The organism is Bacillus sp. M13(2017) (assembly GCF_002218325.1).
Taxonomy (GTDB): domain Bacteria; phylum Bacillota; class Bacilli; order Bacillales; family Bacillaceae_G; genus Bacillus_A; species Bacillus_A thuringiensis_K.
Map to the genome: position 1 here is coordinate 709,924 of NZ_KZ268500.1, position 23,254 is coordinate 733,177.

The window sequence follows — 23,254 nt, forward strand, 5'->3', positions numbered from 1 at the left end:
CAGGCTTATGCAAGCCTGTTTTTTGTTTCTTTCACATAGGTGTTTAAAAATTGATCGACGGCTGCTTCGTATTCTTCTTTATTTTCGTTATAAGAGCAAGCGTGTGCACCGTGTTCTGCAATATAAAGTTGTTTATTATTTTCTTTCGCTTCATATAACGCTTTTGTCATATCAGCTAAAATATAGTCGTCATCTTTACTATGAATAAAGAGAACGGGATTGTTAATATTTTTTATACAGTCGATTGGTGAAACTTCACGAATTGTATAACCGTCACGAACTTTCAAAAATGCGTTTGCTAAAGGTAATAAAGGCCATTTTGGTAAATGGAATTCAACCTTTAAACGGTGCTGTAATTGTCCGTGAAAATCAGAGAAAGGACAATCTGCAATATAGAAATCAGCACCATCTTCTAAAAGTCCTGCGTATTGAAGAAGTGTTGCAGCTCCCATAGATTCACCATGAATACCAAGTGTAATATTGGTGCCAAAACGGTTTTTTAGCCAGTCAACTACGGATTTTAAATCATGTTTTTCATAGTATCCATAGCTTGTTGTTTTTCCGCCAGTTTTACCATGACGACGATGATCGTAAATGAGGACGTTATATCCCCTTTTTAAGAATAAGTTTGCATATTTTACAGAGTTTATTTTATTTACAGTTACACCGTGGCAAAAAACCATAAACTTATTGGAGTGACCAGCAGGAATGTAATATCCGTGAAGGTCGTATCCGAATTGAGAAGGGATATGAATTTCTTCTTTATGAAGAGCATCAAAATCCTCTATACGAAAATGTTTTTTCGTTTCTCTTTCGAGTACTTCTTCCTCTGTTTTTTTCTTTAAGTACATCACTTTATTTGTAAAGAAAATCCCAAGGGCAGTTATTGCACCTAGTATAGTAAACAATGCTGCAAAAAAACGTTTCATACTTTACCTCATCCTCCAAATACCGTTACATGTGATACACTTATATTGTATCACAATGATATAAAAGGGGAGAAATAGGAAATGCTGCATATACAAAAAATTACGTCAGCGATGAAAGAAACAATCCGAATGTTCATGTGTGAGAACTGGGGAAGTTCATTGATGATTTCACGTGGTAAGGGACATCAGTTAGAAGAGTTGCCAGGTTTTGTTGCACTCTTAGATGACAGAATAATCGGAATTGTAACGTATGAAGTGAGCGGAAATATGTGCGAAATTGTATCGCTGGATAGCTTTGAAGAAAGAAAAGGAATAGGGACGAAACTTGTGGATTGTGTATTACAAGTTGCAGAAGAAGAACGGTGCAGCCAGGTCTGGCTTATTACAACAAATGATAATATGAATGCGTTACGATTTTACCAAAAACGTAATTTTGTAATGACTAATTTATATGTGAATGCGGTAGAGGAGGCACGAAAAATAAAGAAAGAAATTCCACGTATTGGATATGATAATATCCCAATTTTACATGAAATTCAGTTGGAGTATCGTTTAGTGAAATGATGTAACAATTTTCAGAAATATAAGTCATTAATCTTGACGGTGAGTGTAATTTAGGTTACCGTAAAATTGTAATCTATTACCATATTAAGGGGTGACGATGTGGCAACTATACGTGATGTTGCAAAATTGGCAGGTGTTTCAGTCGCAACCGTTTCACGAGTTATTAATGAAAAAGGATACGTTCATGAGGACACAGTAAAACAAGTAAAGGAAGCAATTGAAGAATTACGTTATAGGCCAAACAGTGCAGCGAAGCCACTATTTAAAGAGAATTCAACGATAATTGCATTACTTGTAGATAATTTAAGTAACCCATCAAACATCACTTTGCTACATTGTATTGAGGGAATAGCATATAAAGAAGGCTATCAAATCATTATTTGTAATATAGAGAATAAAGATAGATACATACATATGCTGAAGCAAAATAATATTGCAGGTGTTATTTTGACAAGAGCAGTTTTTAAAAGTATAGGAGAAATTCCATTTCCGTTTGTTGTGATTGATGAGCAACAATCACATGGAAATTATTATGAAAGTGGACAGAGAGCTGTTTCTTTATTAAAAGAGAAAGGGTGTCACTTTCTTGCATATTTCGGTGAGGGAGAAGAAAGTGAAGAAATGGAAAATCATATAGCAGGGTTTTTAGACGCTGTTTGGGATGAAGGAATCTCTTATCGAGAAGAATGTGTACAAGGGTATACAAATAAACAATTTATTACATTATTGCAAAACAATCCGTATATAGATGGAATTGTAGCCTCAAGTGATCAGATTGCTATTGAGTTAATTCGGTCAGCGAGATTTCTAAATATACATATACCAAATAAATTAAAAATTGTTGGACCGAATGGGAGCATAGAGTGTGAATGGATAGGTTCATCACTATCGACAATTGAAAGCAGTGTCAAAGATAACGGAAAAGTAGCTTTTCAACAATTAAAAGGAAAAATAAAAAAGTAAAAGGTGCGTTTTATACGCACCTTTTTATAATGTAATTGCGGCAATAAAGCCAAATATAAGTAACGGTATATTGTAATGTAGAAAAGTGGGTACACATGTATCCCATATATGATGGTGCTGACCATCAGCATTTAAACCGGATGTTGGTCCAAGGGTGCTATCCGATGCTGGAGATCCTGCGTCACCTAGCGCTCCGGCTGTACCGATAATTGCAATTGTGGCCATTGGACTAAATCCAAGCTGAATGCAAAGAGGTACAAAAATGGTTGTTAAGATAGGGATGGTTGAAAAGGATGAACCAATTCCCATCGTGACGAGAAGTCCAATAACGAGCATAAGAAATGCAGCGAGTGGTTTGTTATTTCCGATTATATGTGCACTCGTTTGCACCAGAGATTCAACATGTCCTGTTTTTCGAAGAACAGCGCCGAATCCAGCGGCAGCGATCATAACAAAGCCAATAAAGGACATCATACGCATTCCGCTTGTTAATATCGCATCTGCTTCTTTAAGTGGTAGACTGCCACTAACTGATAAGACGATAATACCTGCTAAAGCACCGAAAATCATTGATTCTGTAGTTAATTGAACAGTTAATGTAGCAATGATAGATAATAACCCGAAAGTAATGCTACGTTTTGTATAGGGAACGATTTCATTTTCGGTAGTATGAATTTGTTCTGTTTCATACGTACGAGGTTTTCGGTACGTAATGAATACCGCTACACATAATCCAATAATCATACCGATTGCTGGAATAGTCATTGCTTTTGGAATAAGTGTGACATCGAATGTAAGGCCGCTTTGCGCAGCGTTGGTTTGTAATACGTCATGATAAATTTTTCCGAACCCTGCAGGGATCCACATATAAGGAGTAATCAATCCAAATGTAATAATACATGTGACAAGTCTGCGATCCACTTTCAGCTCATTTAATACTTTTAAAAGTGCTGGAATTAAGATGGGGATGAAAGCAATGTGAACAGGAATCACATTTTGTGAGAAACAAGCCATCGTTAAAATAATGAATAAAATAAGTATTTTAGAATAAATTTGTTTTTTCGTGTCTTGTTCATTGCCAATCCATTTTAATGCAGTTTGAATCATAGCATCTGGAAGTCCTGTTTTGGAAAGGGAAATAGCGAAACCACCAAGCATTGCATAACTTAAAGCGATTGGAGCACTGTTTCCAAGACCAGTTGTAAAAGTGTTAATTGTTTCTGAGATACCGAGTCCGCCGATAATTCCGCCTGTTAAAGCTCCAACAATGATGGCGACAATGACCTGGACACGTAACAAACTAAGCAATAGCATAATTGCTACTGCGACGAGTACAGCGTTCATAATAAATGTAATCTCCCTAAATTTTTATTCTGTTAAGACAAGTAAATATGAAACATTTTGCTATGTTTATACATACTTGCGACATATTATTATAAAATGTTTTCTATGAAATGTAAAAGAGCCTTTTGTTACTAATGCTGAAAAGCTAGCTCTTGTTTAATTGATTGCAAAGAATTGGCGAATAATTCTGGTTCTTCTAAATCAGGAGAATGTGCTGAATTTGGGAACCAGATCATCTTTTTTATAGGCGCTTCAATAATATCGCAATATTCCTGAACGAGTGCATAAGGAGTTTGATAATCATAGCGACCAGAACAAAAATAAACTGGAATAGATAAACTTGAGATAGAAGAAAAGAAATCGATTGTCAGCATTTCTTCCCATAAAACGCCAGATTTTAAATTTCCTGCGAGAAACTTGAACCAATCTAATAGCGTATACTCAGGAGAAAAGAAACCTTTTCGTATGAAAGAGAAGGAAGATCCGTTTTGGATTGCGCCTCCAAATGTGCCAAGCCACTTTCTCTGAATAATGAGACGTCTCGTATCTAAAAATGGTGGTTTGCCTAATTTTAAAAGGGAAGCCAATGCTTTTTTATGATCATGTTTTTTGGCAGAATGAATTAAATGTTGATATAGCAATTCTTCATTTTGTTTCATATGTACAATTTGCCCAATACCGATGTAAGCCTGGATATACTTTGGATATTGATGTGCTATGTTAAGCCCAATAATACTTCCCCAAGAATGACCAGCGAGAAATAGTTTTTGTTTGTTGAACCTTTTAAGTACATATTGAATCACTTCTTTTGCATCGGAAACGAATTGTTCGATTGTGAAATTTGCTCCGAAATCTTTCATTGAAAAGGATTTACCAGCCCCGCGCTGATCCCAATTAATAACAATAAATTGCTTCTCTAATTCTTTTTGAAAATGGCGAATAAATCCGATTTGTGCCATCCCAGGTCCGCCGTGACAGCATAATAAAATAGGCTGCTCTACGTTTTGCCCACGCATAAGGAGAGTTTGTTTTCGATTATTAATCATAACGCTTTCTATCGTAGCGATACTATTAGGAATGAGTTGTTTGTTTTCGTTATAGAACTGAGGGGTGTAGCTACGAAAAAGCATATTGAAAACCTCCTTTTGTGAAATCGTATGAATCGCACAGGCTATTCATTTTGCATATACTGTTAGAAAATCATTGTAACATACCATACTAGTGTCATTTCAACACGGGAGGAGGGAAATTGTGACGATTGGAGAAATTATAGATGGTTTAAATAGACGGGAATCCATCGCTATTATAGCAAAGCGTCTTGAAATAAGCCCGTATACATTATCGAAGAAATTAAGATTGATTGGATATGAATATGATGGAGAGCAGAAGAAACGTATTTTTGTAGGAGATGGAGAAGAACCACGTCACTTACAACTCCAAGAAGCGACCGCCCTTCAATATGAGAAAACAGATTATCAATTATTAATTTATGAGCAATTACAAAGCATTTATGAGTTATTAAGAAAAAGAGAAGAAGTAATTGCACCAATTGTGAGTAAAAGTACAGAGAAAAAGAGACGAACCTTTTCTATTAATACAGAAATATTAGCAAGATTGGACCTTATATCAGAATCGAAAGGAATTCAAAAATCTAAACTTGTAGAAGAAGCGTTGCAACAATTTTTACAGCAATATGAAGTTGACAAAGCATCACATTTTGATAACTAAAGAAAAGGATACTATGTTCATTGGAAGAACGAGTATCCTTTTTATGATGTATATTACGTATAAAATAGAGGATCAGTACAAATCCTTTATGGTGTGAAAAATGAAATTTATTATTAGAGAAAAACTTAATTTACTTTTTGAATTCTTCCATCAATAACTGGCTGAATGGGTTCTTTTAATTGTTTTACGTAATCGACTAACGCTTCAAAGTCGTTTGGACCAGTTTCTGCATTTTTACCATTTTTAAATGATACAAATCCGTCACCGCCAGAAGCTAAGAAGGCATTTGCAACTACGCTATACGTTGTAGATGGAGATAATTCTTCTCCGTTTGTTAAACGTATATTTGTAACTTTTTCACCGTTTGGTTTATTTGCATCCCACGTATATTGAATACCTGAAATTTGAAGCATTCTTGTTGTTCCTTTTTGCCATTGCTGATTTAAAATATCGCCAATGTCTTGACCTGTTAAATCTACTTTAATCAATTGATTTCCAAAAGGTTGAATGCCGTATAACTCACCCCACGTAATATCACCAGCATCTAAGTCATTACGAATGCCACCAGGATTCATGAGGGCGATTTGGGTTTGCATCGTTTGACGCTGAGCATCGGCAACTAAATTTCCAAGAGTGGATTCACCAGCATCATTTTGTTTACGGTCGATAGGTGCTGTAGATTTTCCGACTACTTCATTTACAAGTGGTGCGATTTTTTCTTTATATTGATCTAGTTTTTTCTTTACTTGTTTATCAGGTTCTACACCTTCATGATACGTTGTAACAACTTCAGCTTTTTTCTTTACAATATCCTTTGTTTTACGATCAATTGTTACATCCACGTCTGAGAAAGCCGTTCCGTATGAATTTGCTTGGACAATTAGTTTATTATTTACTGTACCATTTACATACGTATGACTATGTCCACCGAAAATAACATCAACTTCTGAGTCTGTTTCATTTGCAATTCGAGTAAGATCGCCATTTGTTATCCCAGACTCATCGGTTGTTCCACCGACATGAGCAAGAACGATGATAGATTTAACGCCGAGGCGTTTTAATTGTTGTGTTGATTTATTAATTGCTTCTACTTCATCAGTAATTTGTACATTTTTAAGCATCGTAGGCATAACGACATTTGGTGTATCAGTTGTAACAACCCCAATGAATCCTACAGGAACACCATCTACCATTTTTATAGTAAATGGTGGTAAAAATAAGCGGCCAGTTGATTTGTTATAGAAGTTAGCAGCTACATAGGGGAAGTTAGCACCTTTGAAATTCCCTGTTTTTTCATGATATCCACCGTAAATGAGGCGTTTCATTTCATCAATGCCTTCATCAAATTCATGGTTCCCGATTGTACCGACATCAAATTTTAAGTCATTTAAAAATTCAATCGTCGGTTCATCTTGTAATAATGCTGAAACTGGTGGACTAGCTCCGACGATATCACCAGCATGTACGAGAAGTGTATTAGGGTTTTGTTTTTTATGTTCTTTTAAATAAGTAGCTAAGTAATCGGCGCCACCAGCTTCTTTATTATTGATTTTTTTAACAGTATCTAGTTGTCCATGGAAATCATTAATACCAAGCATTTGTACGTCTATGTAGCGGTTTTGTTCAGCTGGATTCTGAGATGGGGGAGCGGCGAATACGGTTGAAAAAGTAATGGTGCTTAAAACGGCAACAGCAGGAATGATTTTTTTCCACATAATATAATTCTCCTTTTTTTATAATCTGACATCATACGACATAATTTTAATAGATTCATAGGATTATATCTATATAAAAATTTAGTTTTTTCGAAAAATTAACATATTTACAAAAAGTGAATAATAGAGTAACGTCCCTTTTTTGTTGTCGATTTCATGGTGTATCTACTATAATGGAGAAAAAAGTAAAAGGTGAGCAGCATGAAGAAAAAGAAACAAAGACAAATGCAAAGACAATCGCAAGTGAATCAACCAAAGAAAGAATCTCTTACATTAGGTGATCAATTAAACGATTCACTTATGCAGCAATTAAAGAGTAAGAAGAAAGAATTGCAAGTGAGAGAAGAGAAAAAAGAGGCAGCAGAACTGGAAAGAAAGCGTCAAGAACAAAAAGAACGTGAAAAGAATAAATCATTTGAAGAACTGTTAAGTGAAAGTAACCTTACTTGGAAAGACTTTAAATAATAACGAAAATGATCAGTGAAATAACGCTGATCATTTTTTTGACGAGCTTGTAAGAAAAGGGGAGTTAGAATGAGAAAAATTGTAGTTGTTCCGCATGAAAATCATTGGGGTGAAAAGTTTCAAATAGAGGCTGAAAGATTAAAATCTGCGATGCCAGAAACAGTGAAAATTCATCATATTGGAAGTACGTCAGTGCCAGGACTGGCAGCTAAACCAATTATAGATATGATTATGGAAGTAGAGAGTATCGATAGAGTAGATAGGTGGAATGAACGATTTATAGAGCTTGGTTACATCGTAAAAGGGGAAAATGGTATTCCAAGACGCCGGTATTTTATTCATGGAACTGAAGAAAAACGCTCGTATCATTTACACGTGTTTGAAAAAGGAAATCCAGAGATAGTAAGGCATTTAGCATTTCGTGATTATATGATGGCTCATTGTGAAGAAGCTGAGGCATATGCAACTTTAAAGAAAGAATTAGCTGAAAAGTATACATATGATGGTGCGTTATATTCAGAAGGGAAAACTGAGTTTGTACGTAATGTTGATGAAAAAGCGAAGAAATGGATAGAAAATAACGTGAATGAATGAGTTCGCATTATTTTTGAATATGTATAAATTTATTATGTAAACTGTACATATGTTTTGACTTTTTGGTTGAATCTTGTTCAAATAAAGTGGTGGCTTATAAAAAATGTAATAATGAAAGGGAGACGACTGTGCACATTCCAACAACTACACTTCATAATGGCGTAAAAATGCCGATGATTGGTTTAGGCGTTTATAAATCGAAAGAAGGCGACGAAGTAAAACAAGCAGTAAAAACAGCGTTAGAAGTTGGATACCGTTCGATTGATACAGCAACTGTATATGAAAATGAAAGCGGTGTCGGAGAAGCGGTTCGTGAATCAGGAATTCCGAGAGAAGACATCTTTATTACAACAAAAGTTTGGAACGACGATCAAGGATACGAGGAAACACTTGAGGCGTTTGAAAAGAGTTTGAAAAAATTACAAATGGACTATGTAGATTTATATTTAATACATTGGCCGGTAAGAGGGAAGTATGTTGATACGTACCGAGCTTTGGAGAAATTGTATGAAGAAGGTAAAGTGCGCGCGATTGGTGTTTCGAATTTCCATAAACATCATTTAGAACTGCTATTACCTAATTGCAAAATAAAGCCGATGGTAAACCAAGTGGAACTTCATCCGATGTTGACGCAATTTGAGTTGCGTAATTTCTGTCAAGGTGAGCAAATTCAAATGGAAGCATGGAGTCCATTAATGAGAGGCGGAGAAGTATTTCAGCACCCGATTATTCAGGCCATTGCTACTAAATATGAAAAAACACCTGCGCAAGTTATATTAAGGTGGGATATTCAAAGCGGGATTGTGACCATTCCTAAATCTGTTACACCATCTCGCATTCAGGAGAATTTTTCTATCTTTGACTTTTCACTAACGGAAGAAGAGATGACTCAAATTAATACGTTAAATCGTAATTTACATGTAGGAACGAATCCTGATAAATATGATACGTTATAAAAAGACGCTACCATACTGGTAGCGTCTTTTTAACGATGTAAAGCGTAGGTATCACATTTAGCGATTTGCTGAAGCTGTATATATTCTTCTGTTGTTAACTGTGTTTGTTTACTAGCCTGTACATTTTCTTGTAATTGTTGAATAGAGCTTGCACCAGGTATAACAGCTGCAACAGTCTTATTATGTAAGCAATATTGAATAGCTGTTCCTGTTAAAGAGCGCTCTCCAATCGTTTCTTTTACACTCGCTAGAGTTGTATGTAATTCATCGTAAGAATAAGAGAGATAATCCTTTTCCTTTACTCTTTCTATTTTTCTTGCATTGTTGTCAGTTAAAATTCCTTTTGCAAGTGGCCCGCGGGCAATGACGCTAATTTGGTGTTCATTCAGAAGGGGGAACCATTCTTCTGGACGACGATTTAAAAGGCTATATTCCATTAGTACACTAACGATATTTGAACGTTGTGCATATTCACGGATGACATTTGGACGTATAGAAGAAATACCGTAATGGCGAACGATACCTTCTTTTTTTAATTCTTCAAAGGCTTCAATTGTTTCATCTATAGGATCTTCAATCGTTCCGCCGTGAAGTTGATAAAGATCAATATAATCAGTTTGAAGTCTACGTAAACTTTCTTTCACTTCAGCCTTTATGTAATTCTTAGAAGGATCCCAGGACCAGCCGTTTTTTTCTTCTGTCCATCGATTTCCAACCTTTGTTGTAAGAACAATTTGGTTTCGTTTTCCTTTTAATGCTTTTCCAACAAATTCTTCATTTAATCCATAATCATATAAATCTGCTGTATCAAAAAAATTGATTCCTAAATCGATTGCTCCATCGATAATACGCAGGGCTTCTGTTTCAGATGTACCGAGAGACATACAGCCAAGTCCCATTTCTGTCACAAATAAATCTGAGTTTCCTAATTGACGTTTTTTCATAGGTCAACCTCCTTACCTTTATTGTACGAAAGGGAAAAGAGGTTGACAAACGTTTACTTTTTATTTGCTGTAATCCACTCTTGTACAGTTGTATACTCTTTGCCATATTGTTTTAGCTTATGGCGAATTTGCCATGCTTTTCCGACTAAAGTGACGCGATTTGGTAAAATATAAACTTTCATTTCTATCACGCTCCTTTCAATGTGGTAAAATGTATGAGGAAAGAATAGGAAATAGAACAGGGAGATGAAGTAGTATGAGTAATCTTGCAGAGAGAACAGTAAAAACTGAGCCAATTTTTGATGGTAGAGTTATAAAAGTTCGTGTTGATGATGTAGTATTACCAAATGGAGCAATGAGTAAACGTGAAATTGTAAATCACCCTGGTGCAGTTGCTATTATTGCTATTACTGATGAGGGGAAAATGGTACTTGTTGAGCAGTATCGTAAAGCGCTTGAAAAGGCGATTATAGAAATTCCAGCCGGCAAGTTAGAACCCGGTGAAAAACCTGAGGTGACAGCAGTTCGTGAATTAGAAGAGGAAACAGGATATGTATGTGAAAATATGGAGCTCATTACTTCTTTCTATACATCTCCAGGATTCGCAGATGAAATTTTATATGTATATAAAGCGACAGGTTTGACAAAAAAAGAAAATAAAGCTGAGTTAGATGAAGATGAGTTTGTGGAATTAATGGAAGTATCGTTAGAAGAAGCGATTACTCTTATGAAAGATCTTCGTATTCATGATGCGAAGACGATGTTTGCAGTACAATATTTACAACTACAAAGATAAACACTCGCCAAAGGCGAGTGTTTTTTAATTGATTTTTGCATATACACGTGCATCACGTAAGCTACCATCTGGTGCTAGGAAATCATTTTCCATTGTACCTTCTAGAATGAATTCTAGACGTTCTGCTAAGCTACATGCATTTATATTTGTTGCATCAGTACGAATTTCAATTCTTCTAGCGCCTAGTTTATCAAAGGCGAACTGAATCGCACCTTTAACAGCTTCGGTCATATAGCCTTGTTTTGTATAGGCACTATGTAGCCAGAAGTGAAGTGAAAACTTTGGAATATCCCAGTTTTCAGGCTTTAGTGTAATTGCTCCGATGAATGTACCAGATACTTTATCATATAAGTGAAAATCAAGTGTTTCACGAAGTAAAAACTGTCCGTGAGCTTCGCGAACAATTTCTTCAGCACTCTCTTCTGTTTCAGCGTTAATTGGTATCCACGGTACTAAGTCTTCTAGAGAAGCTTGGATTGCTTCATATACTTCGGCACCATCACCTGGAAATGGTTTACGAACTTGCAAGCGTTCAGTTTGAAATAATGTTGGAAAATCTAATAATAATGGTTTCAAGAGAAATCCCTCCTATTCTCTACTTTTTAGTTTAGCAAAGTAGAGCGGAATTTCAATGCTAATTCGTCATACTTTTTTCTTTCTTTCATACATTTTTAATAAGAGCGTGAACGGAGGGAAGAAAAATGTGGCGAAAAAATTGGCAAGACCGTGTAATGTCTCACATACAGGAAAACTCTTCATTATATATATTTAACGCTGTTTTATTATTGATGGGAGTAATATTCGGAGCCATTCTTGTGAATAGTTTACAAATCAATCAAAAACAAGATTTATCATTTTATTTACAACGTTTTTTTGGACAAGTCTCTAAAGGAGAATTTGCCATTGCGGGCGAAATGTTTCGAGAAAGTTACTTTTCGCAATTAAAATACATCGGATTTATTTGGATTTTAGGAATTTCAATTATTGGATTACCACTTATTTTTATTTTATTATTTGTAAAAGGAGTTGTCGTCGGATTTACAGTTGGTTTTTTAGTAAGTCAGCATGGATGGAATGGACTATTATTAGCATTTGTATCTGTTTTGCCACAAAATTTAATTATCATTCCAGTCTTTCTCGTTATGACAACCATTGCTGCAAGTTTTTCTTTACGGATGATTAGGCATCAATTTATTAGAAAAATAACCGAACCACTATTACCATTATTAATCCGTTATACATGCTTCTTTCTCGTAATTGGAGTGGTGTTAGCACTTGCTTCTAGTGTGGAGGCTTACGCATCACCAGTTTTAATGAAAGAAGTCGTTGAGGCTATTAATAAAAAATAAATACTTTTTGAGAATAATTATCAATTTGTTTTTATTGTTTTTTCTTTTGACAGAAGCCCTTCTTCTGATATAATGGTGTAAGAGTGGCGAGGAGGGAGTAGTACCGAATGGAAGAAAGAATTGAACGAATTAAGAAGCAATTACATGCAGCGAGCTACAAATTAACACCGCAACGTGAAGCAACAGTTCGTGTGCTGCTAGAAAATGAAGAAGATCATTTAAGCGCAGAAGATGTTTACCTCCTTGTAAAAGAAAAGTCGCCAGAGATCGGATTAGCAACCGTCTATCGAACTTTAGAACTATTATCTGAGTTAAAAGTTGTCGATAAGATTAACTTCGGAGACGGTGTTTCACGCTATGACTTACGCCAAGAAGGTGCGCAGCGTTTCCACCATCATTTGATTTGTACACAATGTGGTGCTGTACAAGAAATACAAGAAGATTTACTTGGTGAAGTGGAAAGGAAAGTAGAACGAGACTGGAGCTTTAAGGTGAAAGATCATCGTTTAACATTCCATGGGATTTGTAAAAATTGTCAAGAAAATGAAACGGATGAAAAATAACCTTTTCCTATTTATCTAGGAAGAGGTTTTTTATTTGAATAAGGTATAAATAGGTGAAAGCTTGGCATATGTTGTAATAACTTATATTTTGGAGGAATTTACAATGCGCCGAGCTTTAAAATTAACTTTTGATGGAATAAAAGTATTTTTATTATTTACAAGTTGTACGATTTTGTTTTATTTCGCTATACTATGGATAAATGAAGAATATGAAAGCTATCATCGTTATGAAAAACCTAAAGAAGAGACTGTAGAAAAAGTATCAGGGAATGAAGAACCGGCAAAGGATGCTTTCGTAAATAGAATGATGTTTTTCTATGAAAATGGGGAGTAGTGTAGAGTGGAAGATCAATTAAAAGATTTTATTCATTATATGGTTGTCGAAAAAGGATTAGCAAAGAATACAGTAGTATCTTATGAACGGGATTTAAAAAGCTACGTAAAGTATTTGCAAAATGTGGAACAGACGAAAACTTTTCATGAAGTGACCCGTTTACACATTGTTAACTTTTTGCAGTATTTAAAAGAGAACGGAAAATCTTCGAAAACATTGGCGCGTCATATCGCATCAATTCGTTCGTTCCACCAATTTTTACTGCGTGAACGAGCGGTAGAACACGACCCATCCGTACATATTGAAACGCCACAAGGGGAACGGAAATTACCAAAAGTATTATCAGTTGATGAAGTAGAGGCGTTACTTCAAACACCAAAAATGACAAGTGCTTTTGGGATTCGTGATAAGGCGATGCTAGAGTTACTGTATGCGACAGGACTTCGTGTTTCAGAATTGATTGCACTCAATTTAGAAGATGTACATTTAACGATGGGATTTGTTCGTTGCATAGGGAAAGGGAATAAAGAAAGAATTATTCCACTAGGAAGTTTAGCAACGGAAGCGATTCAAAAGTATATTGAAAAAGGAAGAAGAGAATTAATGGGGAAAAAAGTAGTAGATGCACTCTTTTTAAACCATCATGGTAATCGATTATCAAGACAAGGATTTTGGAAAATATTAAAACGATTAGCGAAAGAAGCAAATATTGAAAAAGAGCTTACACCTCATACGTTGCGTCACTCGTTTGCTACGCACTTATTAGAAAATGGAGCAGATTTACGTGCTGTACAAGAAATGCTTGGACATGCAGATATTTCAACGACTCAAATCTATACGCACGTTTCAAAAACTAGATTAAAAGATGTATATAAACAGTTTCATCCGAGAGCATAGTTACTATGCTCTTTTTTTATAGATTAAGAGGGGAAGACTGTTTCACAGAAACTTCACAAACATTTCGTATATTGTTTTCAGCAGAAGACTGGAATATTACAATGTATTTCCTCTATACTAAATAAAGTATAAAGGAGGAAATGATGATGAAAAAACTGATTATGACTTTATTTATCGCGATGCTAGCATTGGCTGGCTGTAATACAAACAAAGAAGAGCCGAAAAAAGAACAGAAACTTGAAGCTGTAAAAGTAGCAGTCCAAACAAATCCGAAAGAAATTAAACCAGGTGAAAAAACAGAAGTACAAGCACTTGTTACACAAGGAAAAGAAAAAGTAACGGATGCTGATGATGTAAAGTTTGAAATTTGGAAAGATGGCGACGAAAAACACGAGATGTTAGATGGTAAGCATAAAGGGAAAGGTGTTTATGCAGTCGAGAAAACATTCGAAACGGATGGAGTATACCATATTATCGCTCACACAAATGCACGTGAAATGCACGTTATGCCAGAAGTAAAAGTTGCTGTAGGAAATGCGAAAGTAGAAGATGCGAAAAAAGAAAATAGTGATCACAGTGCAGGACATGGAGATCATAAAAGTGACACAATGATCCATCTTATGGCTGGAGACATAAAGGCAAATGCTGAATCTACAATGAAAGTTCATTTGAAGCAAAAAGAAGAAGCATTAACTGGTGCTGAAGTACAACTAGAGATTTGGAAAGATGGTGTTGAAAAACACGAATTTATTCCAGCGAAAGAAGGGAATAAAGGAGAGTATGAAACGAAACATACTTTCAAAGAGAACGGTGCTTACAAAGTGAAAGTACATGTAAGAAAAGGCGAATTGCATGAACATAAAGAAGAAACGGTAGAAGTAAAATAAAAAGTAGCTCTTTAGAGCTACTTTTTATTTTTAATATGAAGAAATAAATCATAAAAAAATTAGCACTTCGTTGCAGAATGGATTACAATAGAAGTGTGAAGAAAATGAGAAATTCTACGAAAATGTATTAAAAAGAAAGCGTAAACATGTTATGATATCAGTATCAGATGTCTGACATCTGACTTAGAAAAAACTAGAAATGTTTTTGAATCGTTTCAAGTAAACGAAATAGGTTAGAAAATGATTTAAAGAAGTACTGTTTGACAATGAGAATTCTTTTGGATAACAGTTTCACTTTATAGCGTTTTGAACATACTACAAGAAGTAGAACTGAACTTATAGGAGGTCGCAGTTATGAATAAATATAAACGTATATTCCTAGTCGTAATGGACTCTGTGGGAATCGGTGAAGCACCAGATGCTGAGCAATTTGGTGATCTAGGATCTGACACAATTGGTCACATTGCTGAACATATGAATGGGTTACAAATGCCTAACATGGTGAAATTAGGTCTTGGTAACATTCGAGAAATGAAAGGTATCTCTAAAGTAGAGAAACCACTTGGATATTACACAAAAATGCAAGAGAAATCTACTGGTAAAGATACAATGACAGGTCACTGGGAAATCATGGGCCTTTACATTGATACACCATTCCAAGTGTTCCCGGAAGGATTCCCGAAAGAATTACTTGATGAATTAGAAGAAAAAACAGGCCGTAAAATTATCGGTAATAAGCCAGCTTCTGGAACTGAGATTCTTGATGAACTTGGTCAAGAGCAAATGGAAACAGGCTCTTTAATCGTTTATACTTCTGCTGATAGCGTATTGCAAATTGCAGCACACGAAGAAGTAGTGCCACTTGATGAGTTATATAAAATCTGTAAAATTGCACGTGAATTAACATTAGATGAGAAATACATGGTAGGTCGTGTTATTGCTCGTCCATTCGTTGGTGAACCTGGAAACTTTACACGTACACCAAACCGTCATGACTATGCATTAAAACCATTCGGCCGTACAGTAATGAATGAATTAAAAGATAGTGACTACGATGTAATTGCTATCGGTAAAATCTCTGATATCTATGATGGTGAAGGGGTAACTGAATCACTTCGTACGAAGTCTAACATGGATGGAATGGATAAGCTTGTAGATACATTAAATATGGACTTTACAGGTCTTAGCTTCTTAAACTTAGTTGACTTTGATGCATTATTCGGCCACCGCCGTGATCCACAAGGATACGGAGAAGCTCTGCAAGAATATGATGCACGTCTTCCAGAAGTATTCGCAAAACTAAAAGAAGATGATCTATTATTAATTACAGCAGACCACGGTAATGATCCAATTCACCCTGGTACTGACCATACACGTGAATATGTACCATTATTAGCATATAGCCCAAGCATGAAAGAAGGCGGACAAGAGTTACCACTTCGTCAAACATTTGCTGATATTGGTGCAACAGTAGCAGAAAACTTCGGTGTGAAAATGCCAGAATACGGAACAAGCTTCTTAAACGAGCTAAAGAAATAGGGGGATAAACAAATGAATCGTGAACTTATTACAAAATCAGCTTCATACTTAAAAGAGAAATTTCAAGAGACACCACAAGTAGGACTAATCCTTGGGTCAGGACTAGGTGTATTAGCAGACGAAATTGAGAACGCAGTAACAGTACCTTACAGTGAAATCCCTGAATTCCCAGTATCAACTGTAGAAGGCCATGCAGGTCAACTAGTATTTGGTACACTTCAAGGTGTAACAGTAGTAGCAATGCAAGGACGTTTCCACTTCTATGAAGGATACGACATGCAAAAAGTAACATTCCCAGTTCGTGTTATGAAAGAACTAGGTGTAGAAACAGTAGTTGTAACAAACGCAGCTGGCGGTGTAAATACATCATTTGAGCCAGGCGATCTTATGTTAATTTCAGATCACATTAACTTCATGGGTACGAATCCATTAATCGGACCAAATGATTCTGAAATGGGCGTACGTTTCCCTGATATGTCTACATCATATACAGTAGAACTTCGCGAAATGGCGAAACAAGTTGCAGCAGACTTAAATATTAAAGTACAAGAAGGTGTATACGTAGGAATGACAGGTCCTGTATATGAAACACCTGCTGAAATTCGTATGCTTCGTACACTTGGCGGAGATGCAGTTGGTATGTCAACAGTACCTGAAGTAATTGTAGCGCGTCATGCTGGTATGAAAGTATTAGGTATTTCTTGTATTTCAAATATGGCAGCTGGTATTTTAGATCAACCACTTCACCACGATGAAGTAATTGAAACGACAGAACGTGTTAAAGCTAACTTCTTAGCATTAGTAAAAGCAATCGTAAAACAAATGAAGGGGTGACTTCACAATGAGAATGGTGGACCTAATTGCAAAAAAACGTGACGGACATGCATTAACGACAGAAGAAATTAACTTTATTGTTGAAGGATATACGAATGGTAATATTCCTGATTATCAAGTAAGTTCACTTGCAATGGCAATTTTCTTCCAAGATATGAACGATCAAGAGCGTGCGGATTTAACGATGGCAATGGTAAATAGCGGTGATACAATCGACTTATCAGCTATTGAAGGTGTAAAAGTAGATAAGCATTCAACAGGTGGTGTTGGTGATACAACGACACTTGTATTAGGTCCATTAGTAGCTGCTTTAGATGTACCAGTAGCGAAAATGTCTGGACGCGGCTTAGGACATACTGGTGGTACAATTGATAAATTAGAAGCAGTTCCAGGATTCCATGTGGAAATTGAAAACGATGAATTCATGCGTCTTGTAAATGAAAATAAAATCGCTGTTATCGGCCAAAGTGGTAACTTAACACCTGCTGATAAAAAGCTATATGCACTTCGTGATGTAACAGCAACAGTAAACTCAATTCCGCTTATTGCAAGTTCGATTATGAGTAAAAAAATTGCTGCTGGTGCAGATGCAATTGTTCTTGATGTAAAAACTGGGGCAGGTGCATTTATGAAAACGGATGAAGATGCAAAACGTTTAGCAGAAGCAATGGTACGCATCGGTAATAACGTTGGTCGTAATACGATGGCAGTTATTTCTGATATGAGTCAACCACTCGGTGAAGCTATCGGTAACGCATTAGAAGTTCAAGAAGCAATTGATACATTACAAGGTAAAGGGCCGAAAGATTTAGAAGAGCTATGTTTAACACTTGGAAGTCAAATGGTGTACCTTGCTGGACAAGCTTCATCTTTAGAAGATGCACGTGAAAAGCTAATTGAAGTAATGAACAACGGAAAAGCACTAGAATCATTTAAAACGTTCTTATCAGCGCAAGGCGGCGACGCATCTGTTGTTGATGACCCTTCTAAATTGCCACAAGCACAATTTAAAATTGAAGTGGAAGCGAAAGAAGACGGATATGTATCAGAAATCGTTGCAGACGAAATCGGAACAGCAGCAATGCTTTTAGGAGCAGGACGTGCAACGAAAGAGTCTGAAATTGATTTAGCAGTTGGTCTAATGCTGCGCAAAAAAGTAGGCGATAGCGTGAAGCAAGGTGAATCTCTTGTTACAATTTACGCAAACCGCGAAAATGTTGAAGATGTAAAAGCGAAAATTTATGAGAACATGAAGATCTCTAAAGAACACGTAGATGCACCAACTTTAGTACACGGTATCGTAACGAAGTAATAAAAAAAGCTGAGGAGATTTCTCCTTGGCTTTTTTTACTATTTTTTGTTTATAATAATAATGGGTGAAATTATGATTAGAATTTGTGCAGTAACAAAAACAGATGAAGTATTATATGATGTTTCTCTAGAAGAAACAAAGAAAGACCATATTGTATGGTATTGGCTAGATTTATATAAGCCAACGAAAGAAGAGTATACATATATTCTGCAAGACCATTTTAAGTTCCATCCCCTTGCAATTGAAGACTGTATAGAATATGTACAGAGGCCAAAAGTTGATTTTTATGATGGATATAACTTTTTAGTTCTTCATGCATTTGGGGAAGATGGACTAGAACCGCACGAAATCGATTTATTTATTAGTGATCGTTATATTGTTTCTTTCCACTTTTCTCATAACAATGCAATCGAAAGAGTATGGAAAACACTTGGAGAAAAGAAGCGTATTAAAAATAGTCCTTTACACGTAGCTCATACAATTATCGACCAAATTGTAGATGACTATTTTGCGCCTGTATATTACATTGAGGATCATTTAAATGCAATTGATGATAATTTAACGGGGGAGACAGCAGGAAGTGTATTAGAAGAGGTATTTGATATACGTGCAGATTTATCAAAGCTAAGGCGTACAATCATTCCGATGCGTGATTTATTATATCGTATTTTAAATTCGACTCGTTTTTACGGTATAAGCGATCATGAAATTTACTTTAAAGATATACATGATCATTTGCTTAAACTAACAGAAATGATTGAGGCAAGCCGAGAGTTAACAGCAGATATTCGGGATAGTTATTTTTCATTAAACTCACATCATATGAATAACATTATGAAAACATTAACTGTATTCTCGACTATTTTCATGCCATTAACATTTATTGCGGGAGTATATGGAATGAACTTTACGCATATGCCAGAGCTTGGTGGACAATATAGTTATTTTATTTGTCTACTTATCATGGCACTAATTGGCGGGGGAATGATGGCCTGGTTTTATAAAAAAGGATGGTTTAAGTAAAAAAACACCGAGGATTTCCTCGGTGTTTTTTCTTAACCAATAGCATGTAATACAAACATAGCTAAGAATAAGCATGTAATGATATACATAGATGGTGCGACTTCTTTACGCTTTCCAAGAGCAACTTTTAAGATAGGGTAAGCAATAAATCCGAACGCAATGCCATCAGCGATACTATATGTGAGCGGGATCATAACGATAATTAAGAATGCTGGAAATCCTTCTGAAAAGTCATTCAGAGGAATTTGTTGAATGCTTGTAATCATTAGACCGCCAATAATAATTAAGATTGGTGCAATGGCACTATCAGGAATTAATTTGACAAATGGAAGAGCAAACAGTGATGCAAAGAATAGCAACCCAGTAACGATAGACGTCAGACCTGTCTTACCACCTGCAGTAATACCTGCGGCACTTTCTACTGTTGAAACGGTAGGACTTGTGCCAAATAGACCACATGTCATTGCTGAAATTGCATTGGCTTGGTAAGCACGTGGGAATTTACGATCATCTTCTAATAAACCGTGCAGAAGTCCCATATTCTCAAAAATAAGCACCATGCTTAAAGAGAATGTTGCAATCCAAAATGGTAAGGAGGAAAGTTTCTCAAATGACATAGCTCCAAACACATCACCGTAATTAGCGAATGAGAATGAACTATTTCCCACTTGACTCGTATCCACAAGACCAAATAGCCATGCGATACCAGTTCCTATTGCAATCGTCCATAAAAAGTTTCCACGTACGTTGCGAATAAATAATACAAGTGCAATGATAAGAGTAAGTAATGTCGCAAGAACGACAGGATTACTTAATTTCCCCATTGCCACAGCAGTATTTGGGTTCGAAACGACTAAACCACCTTTTTGCAATCCGATAAACGCTAAAAATAATCCGATGCCGACAGTAATCGCTTCCTTTAATGACTTTGGAATTGATACTGATAGCACGCGAGCGATTGGTGTAAAAGCGGCAATTGCAAAAATAATACCAGAGATAAAGACAGCAGCCAAAGCTTCTTGCCAAGTTAGTCCAAGCGTATGCACAGCTGTGTACGTAAAGAATGCATTTACACCCATACCCGGGACAAGAATAGCAGGTGCATTTGCCCAAAATGCCATGAGTAGACATCCGACAAATGAACTAAAAACAGTTGCTAAAATTCCAGCTTCAAGAGGAATGCCAGCATCTGATAAGATTGACGCATTTACAATCATAATATATACGATTGTGAAAAATGACGTAACTCCAGCTAAAACTTCTTGTTTTGGTGATGTTTCGTGTAAACCTAATTTAAATGTTCTTTCAAGTATTCCTTTCATGTTAAACCTTCTTTTTCATATCCCTCTCCCACCCGTGATATCTCTTTTGTAAGAGCTCACCGTTCTTTATTATATCAGAACATCATGTTTTTACAACAAGTAAAATGATAACGTTTACTTATAAAGAGAATTCGTTATAAATACGTAAAAATAGCCCGTATGGATGAAATGATTTCTAATTCACCCGATTGAATGGGCGGGGCTGCTTGTGCATGTAAAGTAGCATAAGACGTAACCTCCCTTGGTAATTGGGCAGATTCTTCAACGAATGAGAGGGGAACAGGATTAATATTTAAATTATATGTACTCGCAATAGCACGAGCTTTTTCTACTGCTTGGTGCAGAGCTTGAATGAGAGCTTGCTCATAATATTTATTTGGATGAGATACTCGGAAACGTAAACCTTTTGCTACATTTGCGCCATTTGAAACGGCTATATCATATACTTCCCCAGCTTTTTGTACATTTAAAACGGTAATTTCATACAAATGCTCCACGCGGTATCCTTGTAGCAATGCTTTATCATTTACATATTCGTATTGAGGAGTGATCGTATAAGAAATCGTTTCTATATCTTTATCGGCAATACCAAGCTGTTTAAGTGCATCCAGCAATTGTTTGGATTGCACTGCATTTTCTTCTTGAGCCTGTTTTACATTTTTATCATCTGTTCGAATGCCAAGCGTTAATATAACAACATTCGGTTTTGCTTTGACAATGCCTTCGCCTTGTACAGTAATAGTAGCTTCTTTACCAGTATTAGCAGTGCGTACGTTGTGTAAATAAGGATTCATTCCACCCTGCATTTTCCATCACCATCCTTTTTATATGTATATGTGTGAACAAAAAAGAAATTTATATGAAAAAAGTTACATAAATGAGAATGTTGAGGAAAGAAAGCATATACAACATAGGTATTTATAGATTATAATATGTGTAAATATGATAAAAAAGGGACGAGGCTATTGAACGAAAAAAGAGAAACGCTGATTTTAGATTTATCTGCATCATTTCGAAAAATGATACGTTTATTACAAAATGATATTAATACACGTTTTGCAGAACATATGCCATATAATGAATTTTCTGTATTACGTGCGTTATTTTTAAAGAGTCCACAGATGGCTTCGCAAATTGCGAGTGAAGTAAACGTAACCTCCAGTCATATTACAGCTGTTACAGATCGTCTCGTACGAAAAGGATTAGTAGAAAGAAAACGTTCTAATTCAGATCGTCGAATCGTGTACTTAGAAATTACAGAGCACGGAAGAGAAGTAACTGAAAAACTTGAAGCTGTGCGTAAAGAATATTATAAAGAGAGATTTAAAGGTTGGAGCGACCAAGAAATAGAAATGGTCTTAGAACTATTTGGCCGCGTATTATAATAAATGAGGATAGGAAGCGAAAGCATTCCTATCCTTTTTCTTTTGAATAAAAATATTTTGAAAATCCGATACTTTAATTAAAAGATCGGAGGAAAGATTATGAAATATATTGCTGCACTTACCATTTTATTTGGTGGTTTTTTCTATTTTCAAACATTCACGTACGCAGATACGCCTATCCAAGTGGTGCGAAAAGAAGTGAAGTATATTGAAAACGACAATACAGTTTTATATTCGAAATTATGGGTTCGTTCTATGCAAAACGCAGTATTATTCCACCATAGCGATAATATTCGTAATCAGGACACATTACGTAATGTAACAAGTTCATCGCTTGTTAAAGCGAAGCAACTATCTTTTCAGAAAGCGGCCCTCTATATACCGAGATTATCGCAATACGTATCAAAAATAGGAAAAGAAAACATTCAAGTGTACTACATTGCGATTCACTATAATGTGAAAAAACAAAATGCATATCAACTAGATGGTATGAACTATTTTCTACAAGTATTCGTGAAAGAGCGTGGGGAATGGAAAATTGCCGAAAGTATAGTTGCACCGACAGAGCAAATTGTGCAAAATGGTGATGGATTTGGGATGAAAGAAGAGATGGTGTATGGGGATAGGAGAGAGAATGTGAAATAACCTCTTTATTTAGATAGGGACATATATAATAAAAAGCATTGCTCTTGTGCAATGCCTTTTTATTTAGTTCATATAAGAGTTAAATAATTCATAACATCTTTCTTTTGTCAGCTTCTCTTAATGCCATTGTTCCGTGTTTATAGTTTCACATCTATAATGCTTTTTG

General features: G+C 35.8%; 27 protein-coding genes. 18 read left to right on the forward strand and 9 right to left on the reverse strand.

Going from position 1 to position 23,254, the window contains the following annotated elements; genetic code table 11:
* Positions 1–5 precede the first annotated feature (5 nt).
* A complete protein-coding gene (locus CGQ22_RS04120; RefSeq protein ID WP_000819229.1) occupies positions 6–929 on the reverse strand; it encodes an alpha/beta hydrolase in 924 nt (307 codons plus the stop codon).
* Positions 930–1,010: 81 nt separating this feature from the next.
* Here CGQ22_RS04120 and CGQ22_RS04125 point away from each other — a divergent pair, with 81 nt between their 5' ends.
* Positions 1,011–1,493 carry a GNAT family N-acetyltransferase gene (locus CGQ22_RS04125; RefSeq protein WP_000902443.1) on the forward strand — a complete coding sequence of 161 codons (483 nt, stop codon included), beginning with the start codon at positions 1,011–1,013 and terminating at the stop codon, positions 1,491–1,493.
* Positions 1,494–1,592: 99 nt separating this feature from the next.
* Positions 1,593–2,456, forward strand: a complete 864-nt coding sequence (locus tag CGQ22_RS04130; protein WP_074593469.1) for a LacI family DNA-binding transcriptional regulator — start codon at positions 1,593–1,595, stop codon at positions 2,454–2,456.
* Positions 2,457–2,480: 24 nt separating this feature from the next.
* On the opposite strand, the gene CGQ22_RS04135 is transcribed toward CGQ22_RS04130, so the two are convergent.
* Together CGQ22_RS04135 and CGQ22_RS04140 are read right to left on the reverse strand one after the other, a co-directional pair.
* Complete coding sequence (locus CGQ22_RS04135) at positions 2,481–3,800, reverse strand: Na+/H+ antiporter family protein (protein WP_074593470.1); 1,320 nt, start codon at positions 3,798–3,800, stop codon at positions 2,481–2,483.
* 131 nt (positions 3,801–3,931) lie between these two features.
* A complete protein-coding gene (locus CGQ22_RS04140; protein ID WP_000898976.1) occupies positions 3,932–4,930 on the reverse strand; it encodes an alpha/beta fold hydrolase in 999 nt (332 codons plus the stop codon).
* 121 nt (positions 4,931–5,051) lie between these two features.
* Here CGQ22_RS04140 and CGQ22_RS04145 point away from each other — a divergent pair, with 121 nt between their 5' ends.
* On the forward strand, positions 5,052–5,528 hold the full coding sequence (locus CGQ22_RS04145; protein WP_000151930.1) for a ribbon-helix-helix domain-containing protein: 477 nt from the start codon (positions 5,052–5,054) through the stop codon (positions 5,526–5,528).
* A gap of 125 nt (positions 5,529–5,653) precedes the next feature.
* Here the strand turns inward: CGQ22_RS04145 and CGQ22_RS04150 are convergent, their stop codons facing one another.
* Complete coding sequence (locus CGQ22_RS04150; RefSeq protein ID WP_089148301.1) at positions 5,654–7,243, reverse strand: bifunctional metallophosphatase/5'-nucleotidase; 1,590 nt, start codon at positions 7,241–7,243, stop codon at positions 5,654–5,656.
* Positions 7,244–7,444: 201 nt separating this feature from the next.
* Here CGQ22_RS04150 and CGQ22_RS04155 point away from each other — a divergent pair, with 201 nt between their 5' ends.
* From CGQ22_RS04155 to CGQ22_RS04165, 3 genes are all read left to right on the forward strand, one after another.
* A complete protein-coding gene (locus CGQ22_RS04155) occupies positions 7,445–7,708 on the forward strand; it encodes a YqkE family protein (protein ID WP_000727559.1) in 264 nt (87 codons plus the stop codon).
* 69 nt (positions 7,709–7,777) lie between these two features.
* Positions 7,778–8,302 carry a GrpB family protein gene (locus tag CGQ22_RS04160; RefSeq protein WP_001227167.1) on the forward strand — a complete coding sequence of 175 codons (525 nt, stop codon included), beginning with the start codon at positions 7,778–7,780 and terminating at the stop codon, positions 8,300–8,302.
* Between the two features lie 128 nt (positions 8,303–8,430).
* Complete coding sequence (locus tag CGQ22_RS04165) at positions 8,431–9,258, forward strand: aldo/keto reductase (protein WP_089148302.1); 828 nt, start codon at positions 8,431–8,433, stop codon at positions 9,256–9,258.
* Positions 9,259–9,287: 29 nt separating this feature from the next.
* Here the strand turns inward: CGQ22_RS04165 and lolS are convergent, their stop codons facing one another.
* The gene (lolS, locus tag CGQ22_RS04170; protein ID WP_000747201.1) at positions 9,288–10,202 is read right to left on the reverse strand and encodes an aldo/keto reductase; all 915 of its coding nucleotides are present in this window, start codon (positions 10,200–10,202) and stop codon (positions 9,288–9,290) included.
* A 53-nt stretch (positions 10,203–10,255) separates the two neighbouring features.
* Positions 10,256–10,384: a Z-ring formation inhibitor MciZ gene (gene mciZ, locus CGQ22_RS04175; RefSeq protein ID WP_000870295.1), complete on the reverse strand. Its 129-nt coding sequence runs from the start codon at positions 10,382–10,384 to the stop codon at positions 10,256–10,258.
* 74 nt (positions 10,385–10,458) lie between these two features.
* On the opposite strand from mciZ, the gene CGQ22_RS04180 reads away from it, so the two are divergent.
* The gene (locus CGQ22_RS04180) at positions 10,459–10,998 is read left to right on the forward strand and encodes an NUDIX hydrolase (RefSeq protein WP_000067044.1); all 540 of its coding nucleotides are present in this window, start codon (positions 10,459–10,461) and stop codon (positions 10,996–10,998) included.
* 24 nt (positions 10,999–11,022) lie between these two features.
* On the opposite strand, the gene CGQ22_RS04185 is transcribed toward CGQ22_RS04180, so the two are convergent.
* Entirely contained in the window at positions 11,023–11,574 is a 552-nt protein-coding gene (locus CGQ22_RS04185; protein WP_000803479.1) for a GNAT family N-acetyltransferase, read from the reverse strand.
* A 155-nt stretch (positions 11,575–11,729) separates the two neighbouring features.
* Here CGQ22_RS04185 and spoIIM point away from each other — a divergent pair, with 155 nt between their 5' ends.
* The 9 genes from spoIIM (at position 11,730) to corA (ending at position 19,736) form a co-directional block, all read left to right on the forward strand.
* Positions 11,730–12,347, forward strand: a complete 618-nt coding sequence (gene spoIIM, locus CGQ22_RS04190) for a stage II sporulation protein M (protein ID WP_013142149.1) — start codon at positions 11,730–11,732, stop codon at positions 12,345–12,347.
* Between the two features lie 107 nt (positions 12,348–12,454).
* The gene (gene fur, locus CGQ22_RS04195; RefSeq protein WP_000392657.1) at positions 12,455–12,910 is read left to right on the forward strand and encodes a ferric iron uptake transcriptional regulator; all 456 of its coding nucleotides are present in this window, start codon (positions 12,455–12,457) and stop codon (positions 12,908–12,910) included.
* Between the two features lie 103 nt (positions 12,911–13,013).
* The gene (locus tag CGQ22_RS04200) at positions 13,014–13,244 is read left to right on the forward strand and encodes a YqzK family protein (protein ID WP_001250432.1); all 231 of its coding nucleotides are present in this window, start codon (positions 13,014–13,016) and stop codon (positions 13,242–13,244) included.
* A gap of 6 nt (positions 13,245–13,250) precedes the next feature.
* Positions 13,251–14,141 carry a site-specific tyrosine recombinase XerD gene (xerD, locus tag CGQ22_RS04205; protein ID WP_000390088.1) on the forward strand — a complete coding sequence of 297 codons (891 nt, stop codon included), beginning with the start codon at positions 13,251–13,253 and terminating at the stop codon, positions 14,139–14,141.
* A 146-nt stretch (positions 14,142–14,287) separates the two neighbouring features.
* Complete coding sequence (locus tag CGQ22_RS04210; RefSeq protein WP_000733670.1) at positions 14,288–15,028, forward strand: FixH family protein; 741 nt, start codon at positions 14,288–14,290, stop codon at positions 15,026–15,028.
* Positions 15,029–15,382: 354 nt separating this feature from the next.
* A complete protein-coding gene (gene deoB, locus CGQ22_RS04215; RefSeq protein WP_001046079.1) occupies positions 15,383–16,567 on the forward strand; it encodes a phosphopentomutase in 1,185 nt (394 codons plus the stop codon).
* Between the two features lie 12 nt (positions 16,568–16,579).
* On the forward strand, positions 16,580–17,401 hold the full coding sequence (locus CGQ22_RS04220) for a purine-nucleoside phosphorylase (RefSeq protein ID WP_001078446.1): 822 nt from the start codon (positions 16,580–16,582) through the stop codon (positions 17,399–17,401).
* Between the two features lie 7 nt (positions 17,402–17,408).
* Positions 17,409–18,713, forward strand: a complete 1,305-nt coding sequence (locus tag CGQ22_RS04225; RefSeq protein WP_001243086.1) for a pyrimidine-nucleoside phosphorylase — start codon at positions 17,409–17,411, stop codon at positions 18,711–18,713.
* A gap of 60 nt (positions 18,714–18,773) precedes the next feature.
* Positions 18,774–19,736 (forward strand): magnesium/cobalt transporter CorA, encoded by a 963-nt coding sequence (gene corA / locus CGQ22_RS04230; protein WP_002000765.1) that lies wholly within the window; start codon positions 18,774–18,776, stop codon positions 19,734–19,736.
* A 32-nt stretch (positions 19,737–19,768) separates the two neighbouring features.
* On the opposite strand, the gene CGQ22_RS04235 is transcribed toward corA, so the two are convergent.
* Both CGQ22_RS04235 and CGQ22_RS04240 read right to left on the reverse strand, forming a co-directional pair.
* Complete coding sequence (locus CGQ22_RS04235; RefSeq protein ID WP_000676239.1) at positions 19,769–21,058, reverse strand: NCS2 family permease; 1,290 nt, start codon at positions 21,056–21,058, stop codon at positions 19,769–19,771.
* A gap of 134 nt (positions 21,059–21,192) precedes the next feature.
* Positions 21,193–21,864: an SIMPL domain-containing protein gene (locus CGQ22_RS04240; protein ID WP_001161437.1), complete on the reverse strand. Its 672-nt coding sequence runs from the start codon at positions 21,862–21,864 to the stop codon at positions 21,193–21,195.
* Between the two features lie 159 nt (positions 21,865–22,023).
* On the opposite strand from CGQ22_RS04240, the gene CGQ22_RS04245 reads away from it, so the two are divergent.
* Positions 22,024–22,443, forward strand: coding sequence for a MarR family winged helix-turn-helix transcriptional regulator (locus CGQ22_RS04245; protein WP_001003305.1), 420 nt, complete (start codon positions 22,024–22,026; stop codon positions 22,441–22,443).
* 99 nt (positions 22,444–22,542) lie between these two features.
* Entirely contained in the window at positions 22,543–23,088 is a 546-nt protein-coding gene (locus CGQ22_RS04250; protein WP_061884545.1) for a hypothetical protein, read from the forward strand.
* Positions 23,089–23,254 lie beyond the last annotated feature (166 nt).